14 protein-coding genes are annotated in these 20,447 nt (G+C 65.9%); 11 read left to right on the forward strand and 3 right to left on the reverse strand.

All coding sequences use genetic code 11. The features are described from left to right. Positions 1–297: 297 nt before the first annotated feature. The 5 genes from QFZ91_RS22000 (at position 298) to def (ending at position 9,239) form a co-directional block, all read left to right on the forward strand. Complete coding sequence (locus QFZ91_RS22000; protein ID WP_429568409.1) at positions 298–1,347, forward strand: DMT family transporter; 1,050 nt, start codon at positions 298–300, stop codon at positions 1,345–1,347. A gap of 179 nt (positions 1,348–1,526) precedes the next feature. Next, positions 1,527–5,045 (forward strand): chromosome segregation protein SMC, encoded by a 3,519-nt coding sequence (smc, locus tag QFZ91_RS22005; protein WP_429568410.1) that lies wholly within the window; start codon positions 1,527–1,529, stop codon positions 5,043–5,045. Between the two features lie 113 nt (positions 5,046–5,158). Next, positions 5,159–6,475, forward strand: a complete 1,317-nt coding sequence (locus QFZ91_RS22010; protein WP_429568411.1) for a cell division protein ZipA C-terminal FtsZ-binding domain-containing protein — start codon at positions 5,159–5,161, stop codon at positions 6,473–6,475. A 167-nt stretch (positions 6,476–6,642) separates the two neighbouring features. Then, on the forward strand, positions 6,643–8,706 hold the full coding sequence (gene ligA, locus QFZ91_RS22015; RefSeq protein ID WP_429568412.1) for an NAD-dependent DNA ligase LigA: 2,064 nt from the start codon (positions 6,643–6,645) through the stop codon (positions 8,704–8,706). Continuing rightward, complete coding sequence (gene def / locus QFZ91_RS22020) at positions 8,706–9,239, forward strand: peptide deformylase (protein ID WP_429568413.1); 534 nt, start codon at positions 8,706–8,708, stop codon at positions 9,237–9,239. Before ligA ends, def begins: the two co-directional genes overlap by 1 nt. 96 nt (positions 9,240–9,335) lie before the next feature. On the opposite strand, the gene QFZ91_RS22025 is transcribed toward def, so the two are convergent. The 3 genes from QFZ91_RS22025 to map are packed head-to-tail and all read right to left on the reverse strand — an operon-like array spanning position 9,336 to position 14,860. Further along, entirely contained in the window at positions 9,336–11,360 is a 2,025-nt protein-coding gene (locus QFZ91_RS22025) for a pseudouridine synthase (protein WP_429568414.1), read from the reverse strand. Positions 11,361–11,366: 6 nt separating this feature from the next. Continuing rightward, a complete protein-coding gene (locus tag QFZ91_RS22030) occupies positions 11,367–13,946 on the reverse strand; it encodes a [protein-PII] uridylyltransferase (RefSeq protein WP_429568415.1) in 2,580 nt (859 codons plus the stop codon). A 29-nt stretch (positions 13,947–13,975) separates the two neighbouring features. Further along, positions 13,976–14,860, reverse strand: coding sequence for a type I methionyl aminopeptidase (gene map, locus QFZ91_RS22035; RefSeq protein ID WP_368595108.1), 885 nt, complete (start codon positions 14,858–14,860; stop codon positions 13,976–13,978). 482 nt (positions 14,861–15,342) lie between these two features. On the opposite strand from map, the gene rpsB reads away from it, so the two are divergent. The 6 genes from rpsB (at position 15,343) to QFZ91_RS22065 (ending at position 20,447) form a co-directional block, all read left to right on the forward strand. Further along, positions 15,343–16,095: a 30S ribosomal protein S2 gene (gene rpsB / locus QFZ91_RS22040; protein ID WP_013089705.1), complete on the forward strand. Its 753-nt coding sequence runs from the start codon at positions 15,343–15,345 to the stop codon at positions 16,093–16,095. A 217-nt stretch (positions 16,096–16,312) separates the two neighbouring features. After that, on the forward strand, positions 16,313–17,194 hold the full coding sequence (tsf, locus tag QFZ91_RS22045) for a translation elongation factor Ts (RefSeq protein ID WP_176108287.1): 882 nt from the start codon (positions 16,313–16,315) through the stop codon (positions 17,192–17,194). Between the two features lie 222 nt (positions 17,195–17,416). Next, positions 17,417–18,130, forward strand: coding sequence for a UMP kinase (gene pyrH / locus QFZ91_RS22050; protein ID WP_013089703.1), 714 nt, complete (start codon positions 17,417–17,419; stop codon positions 18,128–18,130). A gap of 97 nt (positions 18,131–18,227) precedes the next feature. Beyond that, complete coding sequence (gene frr, locus QFZ91_RS22055; protein WP_013089702.1) at positions 18,228–18,788, forward strand: ribosome recycling factor; 561 nt, start codon at positions 18,228–18,230, stop codon at positions 18,786–18,788. Between the two features lie 61 nt (positions 18,789–18,849). After that, positions 18,850–19,632, forward strand: coding sequence for a polyprenyl diphosphate synthase (uppS, locus tag QFZ91_RS22060; RefSeq protein WP_176108288.1), 783 nt, complete (start codon positions 18,850–18,852; stop codon positions 19,630–19,632). After that, complete coding sequence (locus tag QFZ91_RS22065) at positions 19,626–20,447, forward strand: phosphatidate cytidylyltransferase (RefSeq protein WP_176124972.1); 822 nt, start codon at positions 19,626–19,628, stop codon at positions 20,445–20,447. The genes uppS and QFZ91_RS22065 overlap by 7 nt, the downstream gene beginning before the upstream one ends.

The raw sequence follows: 20,447 nt of genomic DNA on the forward strand, positions 1-20,447 counted from the left end.
CATCAAACATGAATCGGCGTCCCTGCGCGCGATGGACTGGCCGGCGGCGAGCCGGCCACCAGCGGCGGCGAACTGACGATTATAGCGTGGCGCGCCGCGGGCCAAGCGGGAGGTTGCCGCGCGGCGCGGCAGCAATCCGCGAGGCGGCGCACCGGCGCGCCGCGGCGGGAACGGCGCGAATCCCCTACGGTTCGCGTAAAAGAATTTTGCAGGAGCAGCAATGTACGCAGCAGAACAGCAGACACCCGGCTGGACCCTCATCCGACCCGCCCACGGCGCCCGTCGGAGTCCGGCCCCATGACCAACTGGCTTCGCAACGGCTGGCCGACGCTCGCGATCATGCTGGGCGCGTCGGTCTGGGGGATGGTCTGGTACCCGCTGCGCATGCTCGCCGCGCTCGGCGTGACCGGCACCGCAGCGAGCGCGCTGACGAGCGGCACCGGCTGCCTGTTCGTGCTGCTCGTGCGGCATCGCGCGCTGAAGACCGTGCGATGGCACTGGCTGCTGCCGGCGCTTGCGCTGGCCGCGGGCGTCACGAATCTCGGCTTCGTGTGGGGCGCGATCCACGGTCAGGTGATGCGCGTGCTGCTGCTGTTCTATCTGACGCCCGCGTGGACCGCGCTGTTCGCACATTTCATCCTGCATGAGAGGCTCACGTGGTCGGGCGCGGCGCTGGCCACGCTGTCGCTCGCGGGCGCGATGACGATGCTGTGGTCGCCGCGGCTCGGCATTCCGGTGCCCGGCAGTCCCGCCGAATGCGCCGGGCTCGCCGGCGGCATGGGCTTCGCGATGAGCAATGTGCTGATCCTGAAGACGAGCCGCGTGCTGCCGGACATGAAGCCCGAAATGCGCACCGCGGTGGTCTTCGGCGGCGCGGCGCTGTTCGGCGCGCTCGCGTCGCTAATCGAGCCGATGCCCGCGCCGCCCACCGGCGCGCATCTGGATACCGCGGCGCTGCTGGTGCTCGGTCTCGGTCTGCTGCTCGCGTCGAACAATATGCTGGTGCAGTACGGGCTCTCGCGCGTGCCGGCCAATCGCGCTTCGATCATCATGCTGTTCGAGCTGGTCGTGACGGCGCTGTCGGCGTGGCTGTTCGCCGGCGAAGTACCGGGGCCGCGCGAATGGGCCGGCGGCGCGTGCATCGTGCTCGCATCGGCGTTGTCGAGCTGGGTGCATCGGACGAGGACGGCGCCCCCCGATCCGGCCATCGGCGACACGGACGGGCCGAGCGGCGACGATGGACGCGGTGGCCCGTGCGGTGAGCAACGCGGTGACGGACACGGCCGTGACGGCGACAGCGACGACCACCGAAAGGGTGGTAAGAATCGTCCACGCGCGATGGTATGATTGCCCCTCATTAGCCGGCGCATGCGCACCTGTGCCTCCGATGTGCATGGGCGCACGCAGCCGGCAACAAATTGCGAAGGCTCGCGAGGTTGCGTGGGGCCGTCCCGCCGCGGCGGTGAACGACTGGCGCAACCTCGCGAGCCACCTATCACACTCTCTTTTCAAACAGCGAAATCGCCGTGCGGCTCACCTCGATCAAACTCGCTGGCTTCAAATCCTTCGTCGATCCCACGCATTTCCAGGTCCCAGGCCAGCTGGTTGGCGTGGTCGGTCCGAACGGGTGCGGCAAATCCAACATCATCGACGCCGTGCGCTGGGTGCTCGGCGAATCGCGCGCCTCTGAATTGCGCGGCGAGTCGATGCAGGACGTGATCTTCAACGGCTCGACCGCCCGCAAGCCCGGCAGCCGCGCGAGCGTCGAACTCGTGTTCGACAACGCGGACGGCCGCGCCGCCGGCCAGTGGGGCCAGTATGCGGAGATCGCCGTGAAGCGCGTGCTGACGCGCGACGGCACCTCGAGCTACTACATCAACAATCTGCCGGCGCGCCGCCGCGACATCCAGGACATCTTCCTCGGCACCGGCCTGGGTCCGCGTGCGTACGCGATCATCGGGCAGGGCATGATTGCGCGGCTGATCGAGGCGAAGCCCGAAGAGCTGCGTGTGTTCCTCGAAGAAGCCGCCGGCGTGTCGAAGTACAAGGAACGCCGCCGCGAGACCGAGAACCGTCTGCACGACACGCGCGAGAACCTGACGCGCGTCGAGGACATCATCCGCGAGCTCGGCACGAACCTTGAGAAGCTGGAGGGGCAGGCGGTCGTCGCGACGCGTTATCGCGAGCTGCAAAGCGATGGCGAGGAAAAGCAGCGTCTCTTGTGGCTATTGCGCAAGAACGAGGCGGCTGGCGAGCAGCAGCGTCAGCAACGCGCGATCGAACAGGCGCAGATCGACCTCGAGGCGCAAACCGCGAAGCTGCGCGAAGTCGAGGCGGAACTCGAAACGCTGCGCGTCGCGCATTACTCGGCGAGCGACGCGATGCAGGGCGCTCAGGGCGCGCTGTACGAGGCGAACGCGGAAGTGAGCCGGCTGGAAGCCGAGATCCGCTTCATCGTCGAATCGCGCAACCGCGTGCAGGCGCAGATCGCCGCGCTGACCGCGCAGCGCGAACAGTGGCAATCGCAGGCTGACAAGGCGCAGGACGATATCGCCGACGCCGAAGAGCAACTGGCCGTCGCCGAAGAAAAAGCCGTGCTGGCCGAAGAGAACGCCGCCGCTAAGCACGACGCGCTGCCCGCGCTCGAAGCGCGCTGGCGCGACGCGCAGGCGGAGCTGAACACCGAGCGCGCCGGCATCGCGCAGACCGAGCAGGCGCTGAAGCTCGAAGCCGCGCATCAGCGCAATGCCGATCAGCAGTTGCAGCAGTTGCAGCAGCGCCATGAGCGGCTGAAATCGGAAGAGGGCGGCCTCGACGCGCCCGACGAAGCGCAGCTCGAGGAGTTGCGCATGCAGCTCGCCGAGCACGAGGAAATCCTGCACGACGCGCAGGGACGCCTCGCCGACGCGCAGGAAACCCTGCCGCGGCTCGACGGCGAACGGCGCGCCGCGCAGGAGCGCGTGCAGGCCGAAAGCGCGCAGATTCATCAGCTCGATGCGCGCCTCGCCGCGCTCAAGCAGCTGCAGGAAAACGTGCAGACCGAAGGCAAGATCCAGCCGTGGCTCGACAAGCACGAATTGGGCAGCCTGCCGCGTCTATGGAAGAAGCTGCATGTCGAGGCCGGTTGGGAAACCGCGCTCGAAGCAGTGCTGCGCGAGCGCCTCGCCGCGCTCGAAGTGTCGAATCTCGACTGGGTCAAGGCGTTCGCAACCGACGCGCCCCCCGCCAAGCTCGCGTTCTACGCACCGCCCGCGGCCGGTCAGCCGGCCCCGTCCGCCGGCGCGCTGCGCTCGCTTTTGTCGCTCGTGCGCATCGAGGACGCGGGTATCCGCGCGGTGCTGACCGACTGGCTCGGCCTTGCGTTCGTCGCCGACGATCTGCAGCAGGCGCTTTCGATGCGCGCGCAGCTGCCCGAGGGCGGCGCATTCGTGGTGAAGGCGGGGCACGTGGTCACGCGCGTCGGCGTGCAACTGTACGCGGCCGATTCCGAACAGGCCGGCATGCTCGCCCGTCAGCAGGAAATCGAAAATCTCGGCCGCCAGGTGCGTGCGCAGGCGCTGCTCGCCGACGAGGCGAAGGCCGCCGCGATCCGCGCCGAAGCCGCTCACACGCAGGCGGCGCAGGCGCTCGCCGAAATGCGTCAGCAAGCCGAACGCGCGACGCAGCGGGTCCACGCGTTGCAGATGGACGTGCTGAAGCTCACCCAGGCGCACGAGCGCTACACACAGCGCAGCACGCAGATTCGCGAGGAACTCGAAGAGATCGCCGCCCAGGTCGACGAGCAGCGTGCGCTGCGCGCGGAATCGGAAGCGAACTTCGAGCGTCACGACGGCGAGCTTGCCGAACTGCAGGCGCGCTTCGAAGATCATCAGCTCGCCTTCGAAGCACTCGACGAAGAACTGACGACCGCCCGCGGCGAAGCACGCGACCTCGACCGCGCCGCCACCGACGCGCGCTTTGCCGCGCGCAACATGGCGAACCGCATCGACGAATTGAAGCGCAGCATTCAGGTCGCGCACGAGCAGAGCGAGCGCGTTGCGGGCTCGCTCGAAGACGCGCGCGCCGAGCTCGAAACGATCAACGAGCAGACCGCGCACACGGGTCTGCAGGACGCGCTCGATATCCGCGCCGTCAAGGAAGAGGCGCTGCGCGCCGCGCGCGTCGAGCTCGACGACCTGACCGCGAAGCTGCGCTCGGCCGACGAAACGCGTCTCACCGCCGAGCGCGCGCTGCAGCCGCTGCGCGACCGCATCAACGAATTGCAGTTGAAGGAGCAGGCCGCGCGCATCAACGGCGAGCAGTTCGTCGAGCAATTGACGGCAGCCGGGGTCGATGAAGCCGAGCTGCAAGCGAAGCTGACGCCGGACATGAAGCCGTCGTACCTGCAGGGCGAAGTCACGCGCATCAACAACGCGATCATCGCGCTCGGGCCGGTCAACATGGCCGCGCTCGACGAGCTGAAGGCCGCGACCGAGCGCAAGAGCTTCCTCGATTCGCAGTCGGCCGACCTGACGAGCGCGATCGAAACGCTCGAAGACGCGATCCGCAAGATCGACGCCGAAACGCGCACGCTGCTGCAAAGCACGTTCGATGAAGTGAACCGTCATTTCGGCGAACTGTTCCCGCGTCTCTTCGGTGGCGGCCAGGCGAAGCTGATCATGACCGGCGACGAAATCCTCGACGCCGGCGTGCAGGTGATGGCGCAGCCGCCGGGCAAGAAGAATTCGACGATTCACCTGCTGTCGGGCGGCGAGAAAGCGCTGACCGCGACCGCGCTCGTGTTCGCGATGTTCCAGCTGAATCCGGCGCCATTCTGTCTGCTCGACGAGGTGGACGCGCCACTCGACGACGCCAACACCGAACGCTTCGCGAATCTGGTCCGGGCGATGTCGGACAAAACCCAGTTCCTCTTCATCTCGCACAACAAGATCGCGATGGAGATGGCGCAGCAGCTGATCGGCGTCACGATGCAGGAGCAGGGCGTCTCGCGGATCGTTGCGGTCGACATGGAAACGGCGGCGGGTTTCGCCCAGAATATCGGTTGAGTTAACGCCTTCGCGGGCATCCGCATCCAGCGCAGCGGCCTCGATGAGAGCCGCGCGGTACGTGGAGCGGACGACAGGCCCGCGTGGATAGAAGAATTGCTGATGGAGCATGCATGGACGAGTTGACACTCGGTTTGATCGGCGCGGGTGCCGTGGTGGTGGGGGGCGTGGTCGTGTACAACGCGTGGCAGGGCGCGAAGGTGCGTCGCAAGATGCCGCGGCCGATGCCGGCCGACACCGCCGAGAGCTTTGCGCGGGACGAGCATGAGGAGCAGAGTCCGTTCATCGAGCCGGCCCGGCCGACCACGCGGCGCGAGCCGAGCGTGAGCGCCGAGCCGACCGCGCACCCGAGCGCCGCGCGCGTCGAGCCGACGTTCGGCGCGGGCGCGGCGCCGCTCGATACACCGGCTGATATCCAGGCCGAGATGACGTCGCCGAACGGTTATCCGTTGGCGGATTCCGATACCGCCGGCGAAGGCGAGCATGCGGCGGCTTCGGACGCCGATGTGGAGCGACCCGCGGCCGAAGCGCCCGCGGCCCAGCCGGCGCCCGCCGAGCACGAGCGGGTCGAACCGATCCTGCCGGCTGCCACGACGATCTCGTCGGCGCCACCGGCCATCGTCGATCGGCGCATCGACTGTATCGTGCCGATCCGATTGAACGGTCCCGTGGCCGGCGACAAGGTGCTGCCGCTCGCGCAGCGCTTGCGCCGCGCGGGCAGCAAGCCCGTGCATATCGAAGGCAAGCCCGAAGGTGGCGGCGCATGGGAGCTGCTGCAGAACGGCGCGCGCTACGAAGAACTGCGCGCGGCCGCGCAGCTCGCGAACCGCAGCGGCGCGCTCAACGAGCTGGAATTTTCCGAGTTCGTGACCGGCGTGCAGCAGTTCGCCGACGCGCTCGACGCCGCGCCGGAATTCCCCGACATGCTCGAAACCGTCGCGATGGCGCGCGAGCTCGATGGCTTTGCCGCCCAGTGCGACGCGCAACTGTCGATCAACGTGCTGTCGGACGGCGCACCGTGGTCGGCCAACTACGTGCAGGCGGTCGCGTCGCAGGACGGTCTGCTGCTGTCGCGTGACGGCACGCGCTTCGTCAAGCTCGATTCGCGGCAAAACCCGGTATTCATGCTGCAGTTCGGCGACACCAACTTCCTGCGCGACGACCTCACGTATAAAGGCGGCGAGATGATCACGCTGGTGCTCGACGTGCCGGTCGCCGACGAAGACATTCTGCCGTTCCGTCTGATGTGCGATTACGCGAAGTCGCTGGCCGAGCGTATCGGCGGACGCGTGGTCGACGACGGCCGCCGGCCGTTGCCCGAAAGCGCGCTGCTCGCGATCGAAAAACAGTTGATGACGCTGTACGCGAAGCTCGAACAGGCGGGCATTCCGGCGGGTTCGCCGGCCACGCGGCGCCTGTTCAGCCAGTAAGTCCATTGCAGCGTTCTACGCGTTTTGACGACGGCCGCACGATGTGCGGCCGTCGTCGTTTCAGGCTTGCATTGCAGCATGGCTCGCCCGGTATTCACCGATGTAAAGGGGCACGCTTCCTGCGATAATCCGATGTCCGACTTTCATCTCGAGAAGCTTCCGACAGCATGGCCCGATCCTCCGTCCCTTCTTCCGCAACCAGCGCTCCGGCCGAACGGGCCGCGTGGTTGCGCGCGGAACTCGAACGCGCGAACTACGCGTACTACGTGCTCGATCAGCCGGATCTGCCGGATGCCGAGTACGACAAGCTGTTCAAGGAGCTGGAGCGCATCGAGGCCGAGCATCCGGATCTGATCGTGCCCGATTCGCCGACGCAGCGCGTCGGCGGCGAGGCCGCGAGCGGTTTCGAGCCGGTCGTGCACGATCAGCCGATGCTGTCGCTGAACAACGGTTTCGCCGACGAAGACATCGTCGCGTTCGACAAGCGCATCGGCGACGCGCTCGGCAACAACGCGGGCGAGCCGCCGGTCCCCGTCGACTACGCGGCCGAGCTGAAATTCGACGGTCTCGCGATCTCGCTGCGCTACGTCGACGGCGTGTTCGTGCAGGCGTCCACGCGCGGCGACGGCACGACTGGCGAGAACGTCACCGAAAACGTCCGCACGATCCGCTCGATTCCGCTGAAGCTGAAGGGCAAGCGCGTGCCGCACGTGCTCGACGTGCGCGGCGAAGTGCTGATGTTCAAGCGCGACTTCGAGCGGCTGAACGAACGCCAGCGCGCCGCCGGGCAACGCGAATTCGCGAACCCGCGCAACGCGGCGGCCGGCAGCTTGCGCCAGCTCGATTCGAAGATCACCGCGCAGCGGCCGCTGTCGTTTTTCGCGTATGGGATCGGCGTGCTCGACGGCATCGAGATGCCGGCCACGCATAGCGAACTGCTCGACTGGTACAAGGAGATGGGCTTGCCGGTCAATGGCGAGCGTGCGGTCGTGCAGGGCGCCGAAGGCCTGCTCGGCTTCTTCCACGCGGTCGGCGAGAAGCGCGACAGACTGCCGTACGACATCGACGGCGTCGTCTACAAGGTCAACCGGCGCGACGAGCAGGACAGGCTCGGCTTCGTGTCGCGCGCGCCGCGCTTCGCGCTCGCGCACAAATTCCCCGCGCAGGAAGCGCTGACGAGGCTCGTCGCGATCGACGTGCAGGTCGGCCGCACCGGCGCGATCACGCCGGTCGCGCGGCTGGAGCCGGTGTTCGTCGGCGGCGCGACGGTCACGAACGCGACCTTGCACAACGAAGACGAAGTGCGCCGCAAGGACATCCGCATCGGCGACACGGTAATCGTGCGGCGCGCCGGCGACGTGATTCCGGAGGTGGTCAGCGCGCTGCTCGAGCGTCGTCCGGCCGACGCTCGCGAGTTCGTGATGCCGACGCAGTGTCCGGTGTGCGGCTCGGCGATCGAGCGGCTGCCCGACGAGGCGATTGCCCGCTGCACGGGCGGGCTCTTCTGTCCGGCGCAGCGCAAGCAGGCACTGTGGCACTTCGCGCAGCGCCGCGCGCTCGATATCGACGGCCTCGGCGAGAAGATCATCGATCAGCTGGTCGAACAGAACCTGGTCCGCACGCCGGCCGATCTGTTCAATCTCGGCTTCGCGACGCTCGCGGAGCTCGACCGCTTCGCCGATAAATCGGCGCAGAACCTGCTCGACTCGCTCGAAAAAGCCAAGCACACGACGCTCGCGCGCTTTATCTACGCGTTGGGGATTCGCCATGTCGGCGAATCGACCGCGAAGGATCTTGCGAAGCACTTCGGCTCGCTCGATCCGATCATGGATGCGTCGCTGGAAGCGCTGCTCGAAGTCAACGATGTTGGGCCGGTCGTCGCCGAATCGATCCACCAGTTCTTCGCCGAGGACCACAACCGCACGGTGATCGAGCAGCTGCGCGCGCCGGGCAGAGTCACGTGGCCCGAGGGGCCGCCCGCGCCGAAGGCGCCGCAGGGCGTGCTGGCCGGCCAGACGGTCGTGCTGACCGGCACGCTGCCGAACCTGTCGCGCGAGGATGCGAAGGAAATGCTCGAAGGGGCCGGCGCGAAGGTGGCGGGGTCGGTTTCGAAGAAAACCAGTTACGTGGTGGCGGGCGCCGACGCGGGCAGCAAACTCGCGAAGGCCGAGGAACTCGGCATCCCCGTACTCGACGAAGATGGTATGCGCAAGCTCCTGGAGGGGCACTGATGATTCACGACATTCTGAAGATGGGCGACCCGCGCCTGCTGCGAATCGCCGAGCCGGTCGATCACTTCGACACGCCCGAGCTGCACCGGCTCGTGGAAGACATGTTCGAGACCATGCACGCGGCGAATGGCGCGGGTCTTGCGGCACCGCAGATCGGCGTCGATCTGCAGGTGGTGATTTTCGGCTTCGGTTCGAACGAGCGCTATCCGGACGCGCCTCCGGTGCCGGAGACGGTACTGATCAATCCGACCATTACGCCGGTGTCGCAGGACATGGAAGAGAGCTGGGAAGGCTGCCTGTCGGTGCCGGGACTGCGCGGCGTGGTGAGCCGGTTTTCGATGATCCGCTATCACGGCTTCGATCAGTTCGGCAATCCGATCGACCGGGTCGCCGAGGGCTTTCATGCACGGGTCGTGCAGCACGAATGCGATCATCTGATCGGCAAGCTGTATCCGATGCGCATTACCGATTTCTCGAAGTTCGGCTTTACCGAGGTCCTGTTCCCCCATCTGGATCCGAATAGCGACGACTGACACGGCTGCCGCCAACAAAAAACCCACGCCTGAGTGCGTGGGTTTTTTGTTATGCCGATGCGCCCGCTCTGAGCAACGAGGCGCATTGGACGGACTTCAGAACGACTCGTCTTCAGACAGATAGCGCCACTGTCCCGGCGGCAGCGCGCCGAGCATCACGTTGCCCATGCGCACGCGCTTCAGGCCGACCACTTCGAGACCGACCAGTTCGCACATGCGGCGAATCTGACGCTTCTTGCCTTCGCGCAGCACGAAACGCAGCTGCTCGCCGTTTTGCCAGCTGACTTGCGCGGGCTTGAGCGCGACGTCGTCTAGCGACAGGCCGTGGCGCAGCAGCGCGAGTTTTTCGGCCGGGAAATGGCTTTCGACGTCGACCGTGTGATCGCCGTAGGCGACGCGCACCAGATACTCCTTGTCCACGTCCGAGTGACCGCCGATCAGTTGCTTCGCGATGCGGCCGTCCTGCGTCAGCACCAGCAGGCCGGTCGAATCGATGTCGAGACGTCCGGCCGGCGCGAGCTGACGCAGATGCGACACCGAGAAGCGGATGCCCGAATGGTCGCCTTCCCAGCGATTTTCCGGCGTGACGAGCGTGATGGCCGGCTGATAGCCGTCCTCCGCCTGTCCCGATACGAGGCCGACCGGCTTGTGGACGATCACGGTCACCTGGCTCGACTGAAAGGCTTCGGCGGCTGGATCGATGTCGATGCGCTGATCCGGGAACACCTTGGTGCCGAGCGTGTCGACGCGCTCGCCGTCGACCATGACCCAGCCTTTCTCGATCCACTCGTCGGCCTCGCGGCGGGAGCACAGGCCGAGTTTGGACATCAGCTTCGACAGACGCAGCATGCCCGGCGCATCTTCGCGATCGCGGCGGGGCGGGTGCGGGGTGTCGATGATGGTGTCGACGGGTTGGGCCGTTGCCGATGCCGCGGCTCGCGGCTTGGCGGCGCGGGCTGGCCGGTCGTCACCGAAGCGGCGGTTTGCGGCTGGCAGTGTGTCGTCGAAGCTGCGCGCAGGGCGCTCGCGACGCTCGGTACGTTCACCGCCGCGTGCGGCGCGGTCGCCGGACTCACGACGCGAGGGCGTCCAGTCGCCGCGTGCACCGCGGTCGCCGCGGTCCTCACGCGTGGCGCGCGCCGGACGCTCGGTGCGCTCGCCGTGGGCGCCTTTTACGGGTTTCGCGAAGTTGCGCTCGCCTCGATCACTACCGCGACGCTGCTGCGGCTCACGGCGATCGCTACCGAAGCGCGGACGGTGGGCGGCATCGCGCTCCGGGCGCACCGGGCGGTCGCCACGCGCGCTGCCTTCCGACGGCCTGCCTGCGCCTGCGCGTGGACCGCTGAACGGACGGCGTTCGCCGTCGTCGCGGCGCGGTGAGCGCTCGCCGCGCTCCGCATTGCCCTCGAAACGACGCGGCGCGCGTTCTGTGCGCTCGCCGAATTCGCGACGGGGCGCGCGTTCGCCGCGCTCAGCGCCGCCTTCGAAGCGACGCCGTGCTGGTTCGCCACGCTCGCCGGATTCGCGCCGTGGAGCACGTTCGCCACGCTCAGCGCCGCCTTCGAAGCGACGCGGCGCGCGTTCACTCCGCTCGCCGGATTCGCGCCGGGGGGCGCGTTCGCCACGCTCAGCGCCGCCTTCGAAGCGACGCGGCGCGCGTTCACTCCGCTCGCCGGATTCGCGCCGGGGGGCGCGTTCGCCACGCTCAGCGCCGCCTTCGAAGCGACGCGGCGCGCGTTCAGTCCGCTCGCCGAATTCGCGCCGTGGAGCGCGCTCGCCACGCTCAGCGCCGCCTTCGAAGCGACGCGGCGCGCGTTCAGTCCGCTCGCCGAATTCGCGCCGGGGGGCACGTTCGCCACGCTCAGCCGCACCTTCAAAGCGGCGCGGTGCGCTCGCGGCAGCCGCACCCCGTTCGCGCGGCCCCGACCCTTCGGCACGCGGCGCGCGTGCACCGGCGTCCGCCGGCTTCGCGCCGACCGGCCGCTTCGCGCCACCCTCGGCCTCGAAAGGCTTCGGCCGCGCTGGACGGGTCGGCTTACGCGCCGACGCGCTGCCGGGGCGGACAGGGGCGCGTTCGGACGACGCCGGCCGCGGATGCTTCGCTGTTAATTTGATTCGCATGAAATCTCACACTGCGATCGCGCGCAGCAGTTCGGTCTCGACCTGAATTTGCAGGCGGTTGTCCGACAGGCTGTGTCCTTCGAGCAGGAACACGTCCTCGACGCGTTCGCCGAGCGTATTGATCCGCGCCGAGGCGACGCCGACCCGGTGCTCGGCCAGCACGCGCGCGATGGAATAAAGAAGGCCCGGCCGGTCGTTCGCCGACACGGACAGGATGTAGTATTGGCCGCGCTCATCGGCCCGCAGGTCGACACGCGGCGTAATCGGGAAGGTGCGCGACAGCCGCGACAGCCGGCCTTTCGACGGTCCCGGCAGCAAGGTGCCGTGGCCCGCGAGCCGCGCGGTCAGTTCCTGCTCCACCAGATTGGCGATGTCGCGATAGTGCACGTCCTCTTCGGTGTGCGTGACGAGGAAGTTGTCGAGCGCGTAGCCGTGGCGCGTCGTGCTGACGCGCGCATCGAGCACTGACAGGCCGTTGCGGTCGAAATACGCGCAGATGCCCGCGAACAGATCGGGCTGGTCCTTCACGTAAACGAGCACCTGCAGCGCCTCGCCGATCGGCGACGGCCGCGCGCGCACGAGCGGCGTCGGCGTTTCGACGTGGCGATACAGCACGCGGGTCTGCCACGCGATGTCCGCCGCGTCGTGGCGCAGGAAGTAGCCGACGTCGAGCTTGTCCCACAGCGCCCGTTGCGCGCCTTCCGGCACGGTTTCCAGACGCAGCAGCGCGAGCGCTTCTTCCTTGCGCGACTTCAGTTCCGAATGCTCGTCCGGTTGAGCGCCGCCCAGCACGGCGAGGCTGGTGCGGTAGAGGTCTTCGAGCAGCTTGCCTTTCCACGTGTTCCAGACCTTCGGGCTGGTACCGCGGATGTCGGCGACGGTCAGCAGATAGAGCGCGGTCAGACGCCGCTCGGTGCCGACCAGTTCGGCGAAGCGCTTGATCACTTCGGGGTCGCTGGTGTCCTGCTTCTGCGCGACCTGGCTCATCGTCAGATGCTGCTGCACGAGCCACACGACCAGTTCGCCATCCTCGCCTTCGATGCCGTGCTGCCGGCAGAAGCGCCGCGCGTCGGCCATGCCCAGCGTGGAATGATCGCCGCCGCGCCCCTTGGCGATGTCATGAAACAGCGCGGCCACGTACAGCACCCACGGCCGGTCGAAGTTGGCAATCAATTGGCTGCAGAACGGGTATTCGTGCGCATGCTCGGCGATCGCGAAGCGGCGCAGATTGCGCAGCACCATCAGGATGTGCTGATCGACGGTGTACACGTGATACAGGTCGTGCTGCATCTGCCCGACGATGCGCCGGAAATTCAGCAGATAACGCCCGAGCACGCTGGTCTGGTTCATCAGCCGGAACGCATGCGTGATGCCGGCCGGCTGTTTCAGGATTTCCATGAAAAGCCGGCGGTTCTCCGGATCGCGCCGCCAATGCTGGTCCATCACGTCACGAGCGTTGTAGATCGCGCGCAGCGTGCGCGCCGACAGACCCTTCACGCCGGGGGTGCGCTCGTAAAGCAGGAACGCTTCGAGGATCGCGTTCGGCTCGCGCTGGAACACGTCGTCGGACGTGATTTCGAGCATGCCCTGCTTTTCGACGAAGCGATCCGACAGCACGCGCGTGATGCCGCTTGTGTTCGGAAACAGCTGCGCCTCGATGTTCTGGATCAGGATCGTCGCGAGCTGCGTGACTGCTTTCGCGGCCCAGTAGTAGCGGCGCATCAGTTGCTCGCTCGCGCGCTTGGTCGCGGTCGGCTTGAAGCCGAAGCTTTCGGCGACCGGCGTTTGCAGGTCGAACACCAGGATGTCCTGACGGCGCCCGGCGATCACATGCAGCCGCGCGCGCAGCGCCTTCAGGAAGCTCTCGTTGCGGCGCAGCTCGCGCGCCTCGCGCTCGGTGATCAGTCCGCGCGCTTCGAGCTCGCGCCAACTGCTGCCGAACCCGGCCGCCTGCGTGATCCACAGGATCAGCTGCAGGTCGCGCAGCCCGCCCGGGCTTTCCTTGATGTTCGGCTCGAGCGCGTACGGCGTGTCCTGAAACTTCGCGTGACGCTGGCGCATTTCGAGCACCTTAGCCTGGAAGAACGCCTTCGGGTCGAGCGCTGCACGGTAGCGTTGGGCGAAATCGTCGAACAGCGCGGGGCTGCCGGTGATGCGACGGGCTTCCAGCAGCGAGGTACGCACCGTGACGTCGTTGGCCGCTTCCTCGAGGCATTGCGACACGCTGCGCACGCTGCTGCCGAGTTCCAGCCCGAGATCCCACGCGAGGCTGATGAAGCGCTCGATGCGCGCCTCCAGATGCTCGAGCCGCGTGTCGGGCAACAGCACCAGGATGTCGATGTCGGAGTGCGGCGCGAGTTCGCCGCGCCCGTAGCCGCCGACCGCGACGAGTGCGAGATCGTCGGGCAGTTCGCAGGTGTCCCAGGCGGCGCGCAGCGAATGGTCCGTGGCGCGCGCGAGCGCGGCCATCAACGCGTCGACGTTGGTGGCCGTTCGAAAGCGTTCCAGCAACTGGGCTTTAGCCACTTTGTAGTCCGCCTTGAGCGACGAGGCATGGGAGGGGGCGACGGCTGGAACGCTACTCATTGGCAGACGGAAGGTGAGGTCGGAATCGGTCAGGCGGTAGCCGCGACCACGGGCGGACGCGCGGGCGTACCGGCCGACACGGTCAGCACGTCGTAGCCGGTCTCCGTGACGAGCACGGTATGCTCCCACTGCGCGGACAGGCTGCGGTCCTTGGTCTTGACGGTCCACTGGTCGGGCATCGTGCGGATGTCGCGGCGGCCGGCGTTGATCATCGGCTCGATCGTGAAAATCATGCCGGCCTGCAATTCGAGGCCGGTGCCGGGGCGGCCATAGTGCAGGATCTGCGGATCTTCATGGAACACGGTGCCGATGCCGTGGCCGCAATATTCGCGCACCACGCTGTAGCCGAGGCCTTCGGCGTGCTTCTGGATCGCATAGCCGATGTCGCCGAGATGCGCGCCGGGGCGCACCTGGTCGATGCCGAGCCACATGCACTCGAAGGTAGCCTGCACGAGGCGCTTCGCCATGATCGACCCTTCGCCGACGATGAACATGCGGCTGGTGTCGCCGAAGTAGCCGTCCTTGATGACCGTGATGTCGATGTTCAGCGCGTCGCCGTTTTTCAGGGCCTTGTCGCCGGGAATGCCGTGGCAGATTACGTCGTTGACGGAAATGCAGGTGGCTTTCGGGTACGGCGGATAGCCGGGCGGCTGGTAATTCAGCGGCGCGGGGACCGTGCCCTGGTCCTTCAGCATGTATTCGTGGCACAGGCGGTCGAGCTCGCCAGTGGTGACGCCGGCCTTGACGAACGGCGTGATGTAGTCGAGCACTTCGCTCGCGAGCCGACAGGCGACGCGCATCTTCGCGATGTCGTCTTCGTTTTTGATGGTGATAGCCATGGTTTCCTCGGAAGCCTTGCTGGATAAGGCTTGCTGGGTGTTGCGGTGGCCTGGCGGAGGGCGTCTGGTGCACACGGAATGCCGGTCGATCCTTGACGATCCCCCGCGGGTGGCGGAATCGAGCCATTTTACAGCAGTGGGGGCGGGCTCGTTGCGCTGGATCAGGCGGTAATGGGCTAAAAGTGATCAAAATCGGCCAATTGGTGGGCCACAGGGCGCCAAGCGCGGATTCGGAGCCCGGCTGTGCGCTCCAGTGCGCATGGCTATCCGCCGGTGGTTGGGTCGGTTGAGTCGGTCGATAGTCGCGTGTTATACTCTTTGGCTAAGTCGGTCCTAGTCCGCTTTTATTCGCGAGTCCGCAAATTCGCGCATGGCAACTGGGCGGAACCGGCTTCTCGCGGCAATCCGGTTGCTGACGTCGTGAGCTGGAGAAAGCAGTGTCAGGCAACCAATTCGCAAACCGGTGCACCCAGGGTGTCGCCGCGTTCCAGCCAAAACAAAGGCGGGCGCGGCCGATACGGCAGCCGGCTTAAGACCCAACCCTCGTGGAGAATTTCATGGCAGTTACGATGCGTCAAATGCTGGAAGCAGGTGTCCACTTCGGTCACCAGACCCGCTTCTGGAACCCGAAGATGGCTCCCTTCATTTTCGGTCATCGCAACAAGATTCACATCATCAACCTCGAAAAGACGCTGCCGATGTACAACGACGCGCTGAAGTACGCGCGTCAGCTGGCATCGAACCGCGGCACGATCCTGTTCGTCGGTACGAAGCGTCAATCACGCGACACGATCGCCCAGGAAGCGCAGCGCGCTGGCATGCCGTTCGTGAACGCACGCTGGCTCGGCGGTATGCTGACCAACTTCAAGACGCTGAAGGTATCGATCAAGCGCCTGAAGGACATGGAAGCGGCGCTGGAAGCCGGTGAAACCGAGCGCATGAGCAAGAAGGAAGCGCTGCTGTTCGAGCGCGAAATGGCCAAGCTGCAGAAGTCGATCGGCGGCGTGAAGGACATGGGCGGCATTCCGGACGCGATCTTCGTGGTTGACGTCGGCTACCACAAGATTGCCGTGACCGAAGCGAACAAGCTCGGCATTCCGGTCATCGCCGTGGTCGATACGAACCACTCGCCGGAAGGTGTGGACTACGTGATCCCGGGTAACGACGACGCCAGCAAGGCCGTCGCCCTGTACGCGGCTGGTGTGGCCGACGCGATCCTCGAAGGCCGTGCCAATGCGGTCAACGAAGTGGTCCAGGCAGCACGTGGCGGCGACGGCGACGAGTTCGTCGAGGTCAACCCGGAAGCGTAAGGCTGCCCAGTGTCCGACATAAAAGGGGGCTTTCTACAGGCCCCCTTTTTTTAAGCCGCGACGCTTGTAACAGATGTTGTAACGGACATCTGGCAGAGTGTCCAAGGTGGCGTGACACGCGTCGCTCGCAAAAATACGCGAAAACGCTGAAACGAATTCCTGCCGCCGGCATCGAAGTGCGGGCGGCGTGTGACAGACAGAACTCAAGGAGCAAATGATGGCGGCAATTACCGCAAGCATGGTTGCAGAACTGCGCGCGAAGACCGACGCGCCGATGATGGAATGCAAGAAGGCGCTGACGGAAGCCGACGGCGATCTGGCGCGCGCTGAAGAGCTGCTGCGTGTGAAGCTCGGCAACAAGGCGAGCAAGGCGGCATCGCGCGTGACGGCTGAAGGCGTGGTCGCATCGTTCATCGGCGGCAACGCTGGTTCGCTCGTCGAGCTGAACTGCGAAACCGACTTCGTCTCGAAGAACGACGACTTCCTCGCGTTTTCGAAGAAGGTCGCCGAGCTCGTCGCGACGCAAAACCCGGCTGACGTCGCCGCGCTGTCGGCGCTCCCGCTCGACGGCTCGACCGTCGACGCAGTCCGTCTCGCGCTGGTCGGCAAGATCGGCGAAAACATGTCGATCCGCCGTTTCGAGCGCTTCGAAACCGCCAACAAGCTGGCCGCGTACCTGCACGGCACGCGCATCGGCGTGCTGGTCGAGTACACCGGCGCGGACGAGCAGGTCGGCAAGGACGTGGCAATGCACATCGCCGCGATGAAGCCGGTTTCGCTGTCGTCGGACGACGTTCCGGCGGACCTGATCGCCAAGGAGCGCAGCATCGCTGAACAGAAGGCTGCCGAATCGGGCAAGCCGGCTGAAATCGTCGCCAAAATGGTCGATGGCAGCGTGCAGAAGTACCTGAAGGAAGTGTCGCTGCTGAACCAGACGTTCGTTAAGAACGACAAGCAGACGATCGAGCAGATGCTGAAGGCGGCCAGCTCGAGCGTGCAGAAGTTCGCACTGTTCGTGGTCGGCGAAGGCATCGAGAAGAAGCAGGACGACTTCGCTGCGGAAGTGGCCGCTCAGGTCGCTGCTGCAAAGCAACAATAAGCGTTAGCTAAGTTTCACAGCCGTACCGTTTTGACCCGCGGCGAGGCAAGACCTCGCCGCGGTCGGCAGCACCGCAAGGCCGCGCACGGGTTGACCCTCGCCGCGCGGCCGCCGCTGGCGAACCCTTGGGTTCGCCAATTTGGCGGAGCTTGCCCGAATCAGTATTTCACCCCTACATTAGTCCCTTGTTGTTGCCCTGTTCTGCGCGATCTGGATACCTCTATGCCCACTGCCTATAAACGCGTCCTGCTCAAACTCTCCGGTGAAGCTCTGATGGGCGACGATGCCTTCGGCATCAATCGCGCGACCATCGAACGAATGGTGGCGGACGTGGCCGAAGTGGTCCGTCTCGGAACGCAGCTGGCCGTGGTGATCGGTGGCGGCAATATCTTTCGCGGCGTCGCGGGCGGCGCGGCGGGTATGGACCGCGCGACTGCCGACTACATGGGTATGCTCGCCACGATGATGAACGCGCTGGCGCTGCAGGACGCGATGCGCCATGCTGGCATCGAGGCGCGCGTGCAGTCCGCGCTGCGCATGGACCAGGTCGTCGAGCCGTATATCCGGCCCCGCGCGATCCGCCAGCTCGAGGAAGGTAAGGTCGTGATTTTCGCGGCCGGTACCGGCAACCCGTTCTTCACGACCGACACGGCCGCTGCATTGCGCGGCTCGGAAATCGGCGCGGAAGTGGTGCTGAAGGCAACCAAGGTGGACGGCGTCTATTCAGCCGACCCGAAGAAGGATTCGAGCGCGACCCGTTACACCACGATCAGTTTCGACGAGGCAATCGGCCGCAATCTGCAGGTGATGGACGCGACGGCTTTTGCGCTGTGCCGCGACCAGAAGCTGCCGATCCGCGTGTTTTCGATCGTCAAACCCGGTGCGCTGAAGCGCATCGTGCTAGGTGAGGACGAGGGCACACTCGTCCACGTGTAAACTTCGTTTACATTACATGGGCTTTGACGCGAGCCCGGGCCGCCGCATCGCGCGTGCCGGGCGGCTCGCACCGTTTTGAAGGTTCGGAGGTTTAAAAATGTCTGTGGCTGATATCAGGAAGGGCGCTGAACAGAAGATGCAGCGCTCCATCGACGCGTTCAAGAACGACCTGTCGAAGATCCGCACTGGCCGTGCGCACACGGGCCTGCTCGATCATATCCAGTGCGACTACTACGGCTCGCCGGTGCCGATTTCGCAGGTCGCGAACCTGACGCTGATCGACGCTCGCACGATCGGCGTGCAGCCGTGGGAAAAGAAGATGGTTCAGGTCGTCGAAAAGGCGATCCGCGAGTCGGACCTCGGTCTGAACCCGGCTACGCACGGCGACGTGATTCGCGTTCCGATGCCCGCGCTGACCGAAGAGCGTCGCCGCGAGCTGACCAAGGTCGTGCGCAGCGAAGCCGAAACGGCCAAGGTGGCCGTGCGCAACCTGCGTCGCGACGCCAACGAGCAACTGAAGAAGCTCGTCAAGGACAAGGAAATTTCAGAAGACGATGAGCGTCGTGCCGGCGACGACGTCCAGAAGCTGACGGACAAGTTCGTCGCTGAAATCGACAAGCTCGTCACGACGAAAGAAGCCGAGATCATGACGGTCTGACGCCGTTCGGCTCAGTCTTTCTGATTTCCACTTCTTTACTGGCATTACTGTCCCGACGGCCATGACCTATACCAGCTCAACCGTGCGCGTGCCTGAAGTCGCCGCGGTGCCGCGACATATCGCGATCATCATGGATGGCAACGGCCGTTGGGCCACCCAGCGGCGTCTGCCGCGCGTGGCGGGCCATACGCGCGGCGTCGACGCGGTGCGGGCGGCCGTCGAGGCGTGCGCGCGGCGGGGCGTCGAATATCTGACGCTGTTCGCGTTCAGTTCGGAGAACTGGCGCCGTCCGAACGAGGAGGTGTCGTTCCTGATGCGCCTGTTCGTCACCGCGCTCGAGCGCGAGATCGGCAAGCTGCACGCGAATGGCATCCGTTTGCGCGTGGTCGGCGATCTCGAGCGTTTCGACGACAAGATCCGTGATCTGATCAAGCGGGCGGAAACCAAGACCGCGCGCAATACCCGTCTCACGCTGACCATCGCCGCGAACTACGGCGGTCGCTGGGACATCATGCAGGCCACCCGCAAGCTCGTCGAGCAGGCGGCTGCGGCCGGTAAACCGGTCGAGGTCAACGAGGACGCGTTCGCTGAGCATCTGTCGATGGCTTATGCGCCCGAGCCCGACCTGTTCATCCGCACCGGCGGCGAGCGCCGCGTCAGCAACTTCCTGCTGTGGCAGCTCGCCTACACCGAGTTCTATTTCACCGACACGTTCTGGCCGGATTTCGACGCCGACGCGCTCGGTCACGCCATCGCTTCGTACGCCGAGCGGGAACGCCGCTTCGGCCGCACCAGTGCTCAGCTCGAGCCGCAATCGCAGAACGTCGATTCGCTTCCATGCTAAAAACCCGTGTCATCACGGCGATCGTGCTGCTGGCAGTGTTCCTGCCTGTCACGCTGTTCGCGCCGGTCGGCGCGTTCGGCGCGCTGATCGCGTTCGTAGTCGTGTTCGCCGCGTGGGAGTGGGCGCGCCTGCTGAAGCTCGGCGGCGCGGGTCCGGTGCTGTACGCGCTCGTCGCGGCGCTCGGGCTCGTCACCAGCACGCGGCTGGGCATTGGCACCGAGCATGCGCGGCCATTCTTCCAGGCGGCGGCGATTTTCTGGGTGATCGGCGGTCCTTTCGTGCTGCTGCGCAAGCCGGTGCTCGCGCAGGGCGCGTGGCGCGCCTTTCTGTTTCTTGCCGGTATCGTCGGTTTCATCGCGTGCTGGCATGCTCTCGTCGCCGCGCGCATGCTCGGTGTGCCGTTCGTTCTGTCGCTGCTGCTGTTGGTATGGCTCGCCGATATCGGCGCATACTTCTCCGGGAAGGCGTTTGGCAAGCACAAGCTGGCACCCGCCATCAGTCCGGGTAAAACCTGGGAGGGCGCGATCGGCGGCTGGTTGCTGGTCATGATCGTCGCGGCGGCGGCGATCTTTTTGCACGCGTTCGAGCCGACCCTGTATTCTGCGCTGCTGGCGCAACTGGGCGCGTTACGCACGGTGCTCGCGCTGACCCTGCTGGTGGTTTTCAGCGTGGTCGGTGATCTGTTCGAATCGATGATGAAACGCCAGGCCGGCGTCAAAGACTCGAGCGGCCTGTTGCCGGGGCACGGCGGCGTGCTCGATCGCATCGACGCATTGTTGCCGGTGCTGCCGCTCGCGATGCTGCTGCTCGGCTAG

Source organism: Paraburkholderia sp. JPY419, from assembly GCF_050435705.1.
Lineage (GTDB): Bacteria > Pseudomonadota > Gammaproteobacteria > Burkholderiales > Burkholderiaceae > Paraburkholderia > Paraburkholderia youngii.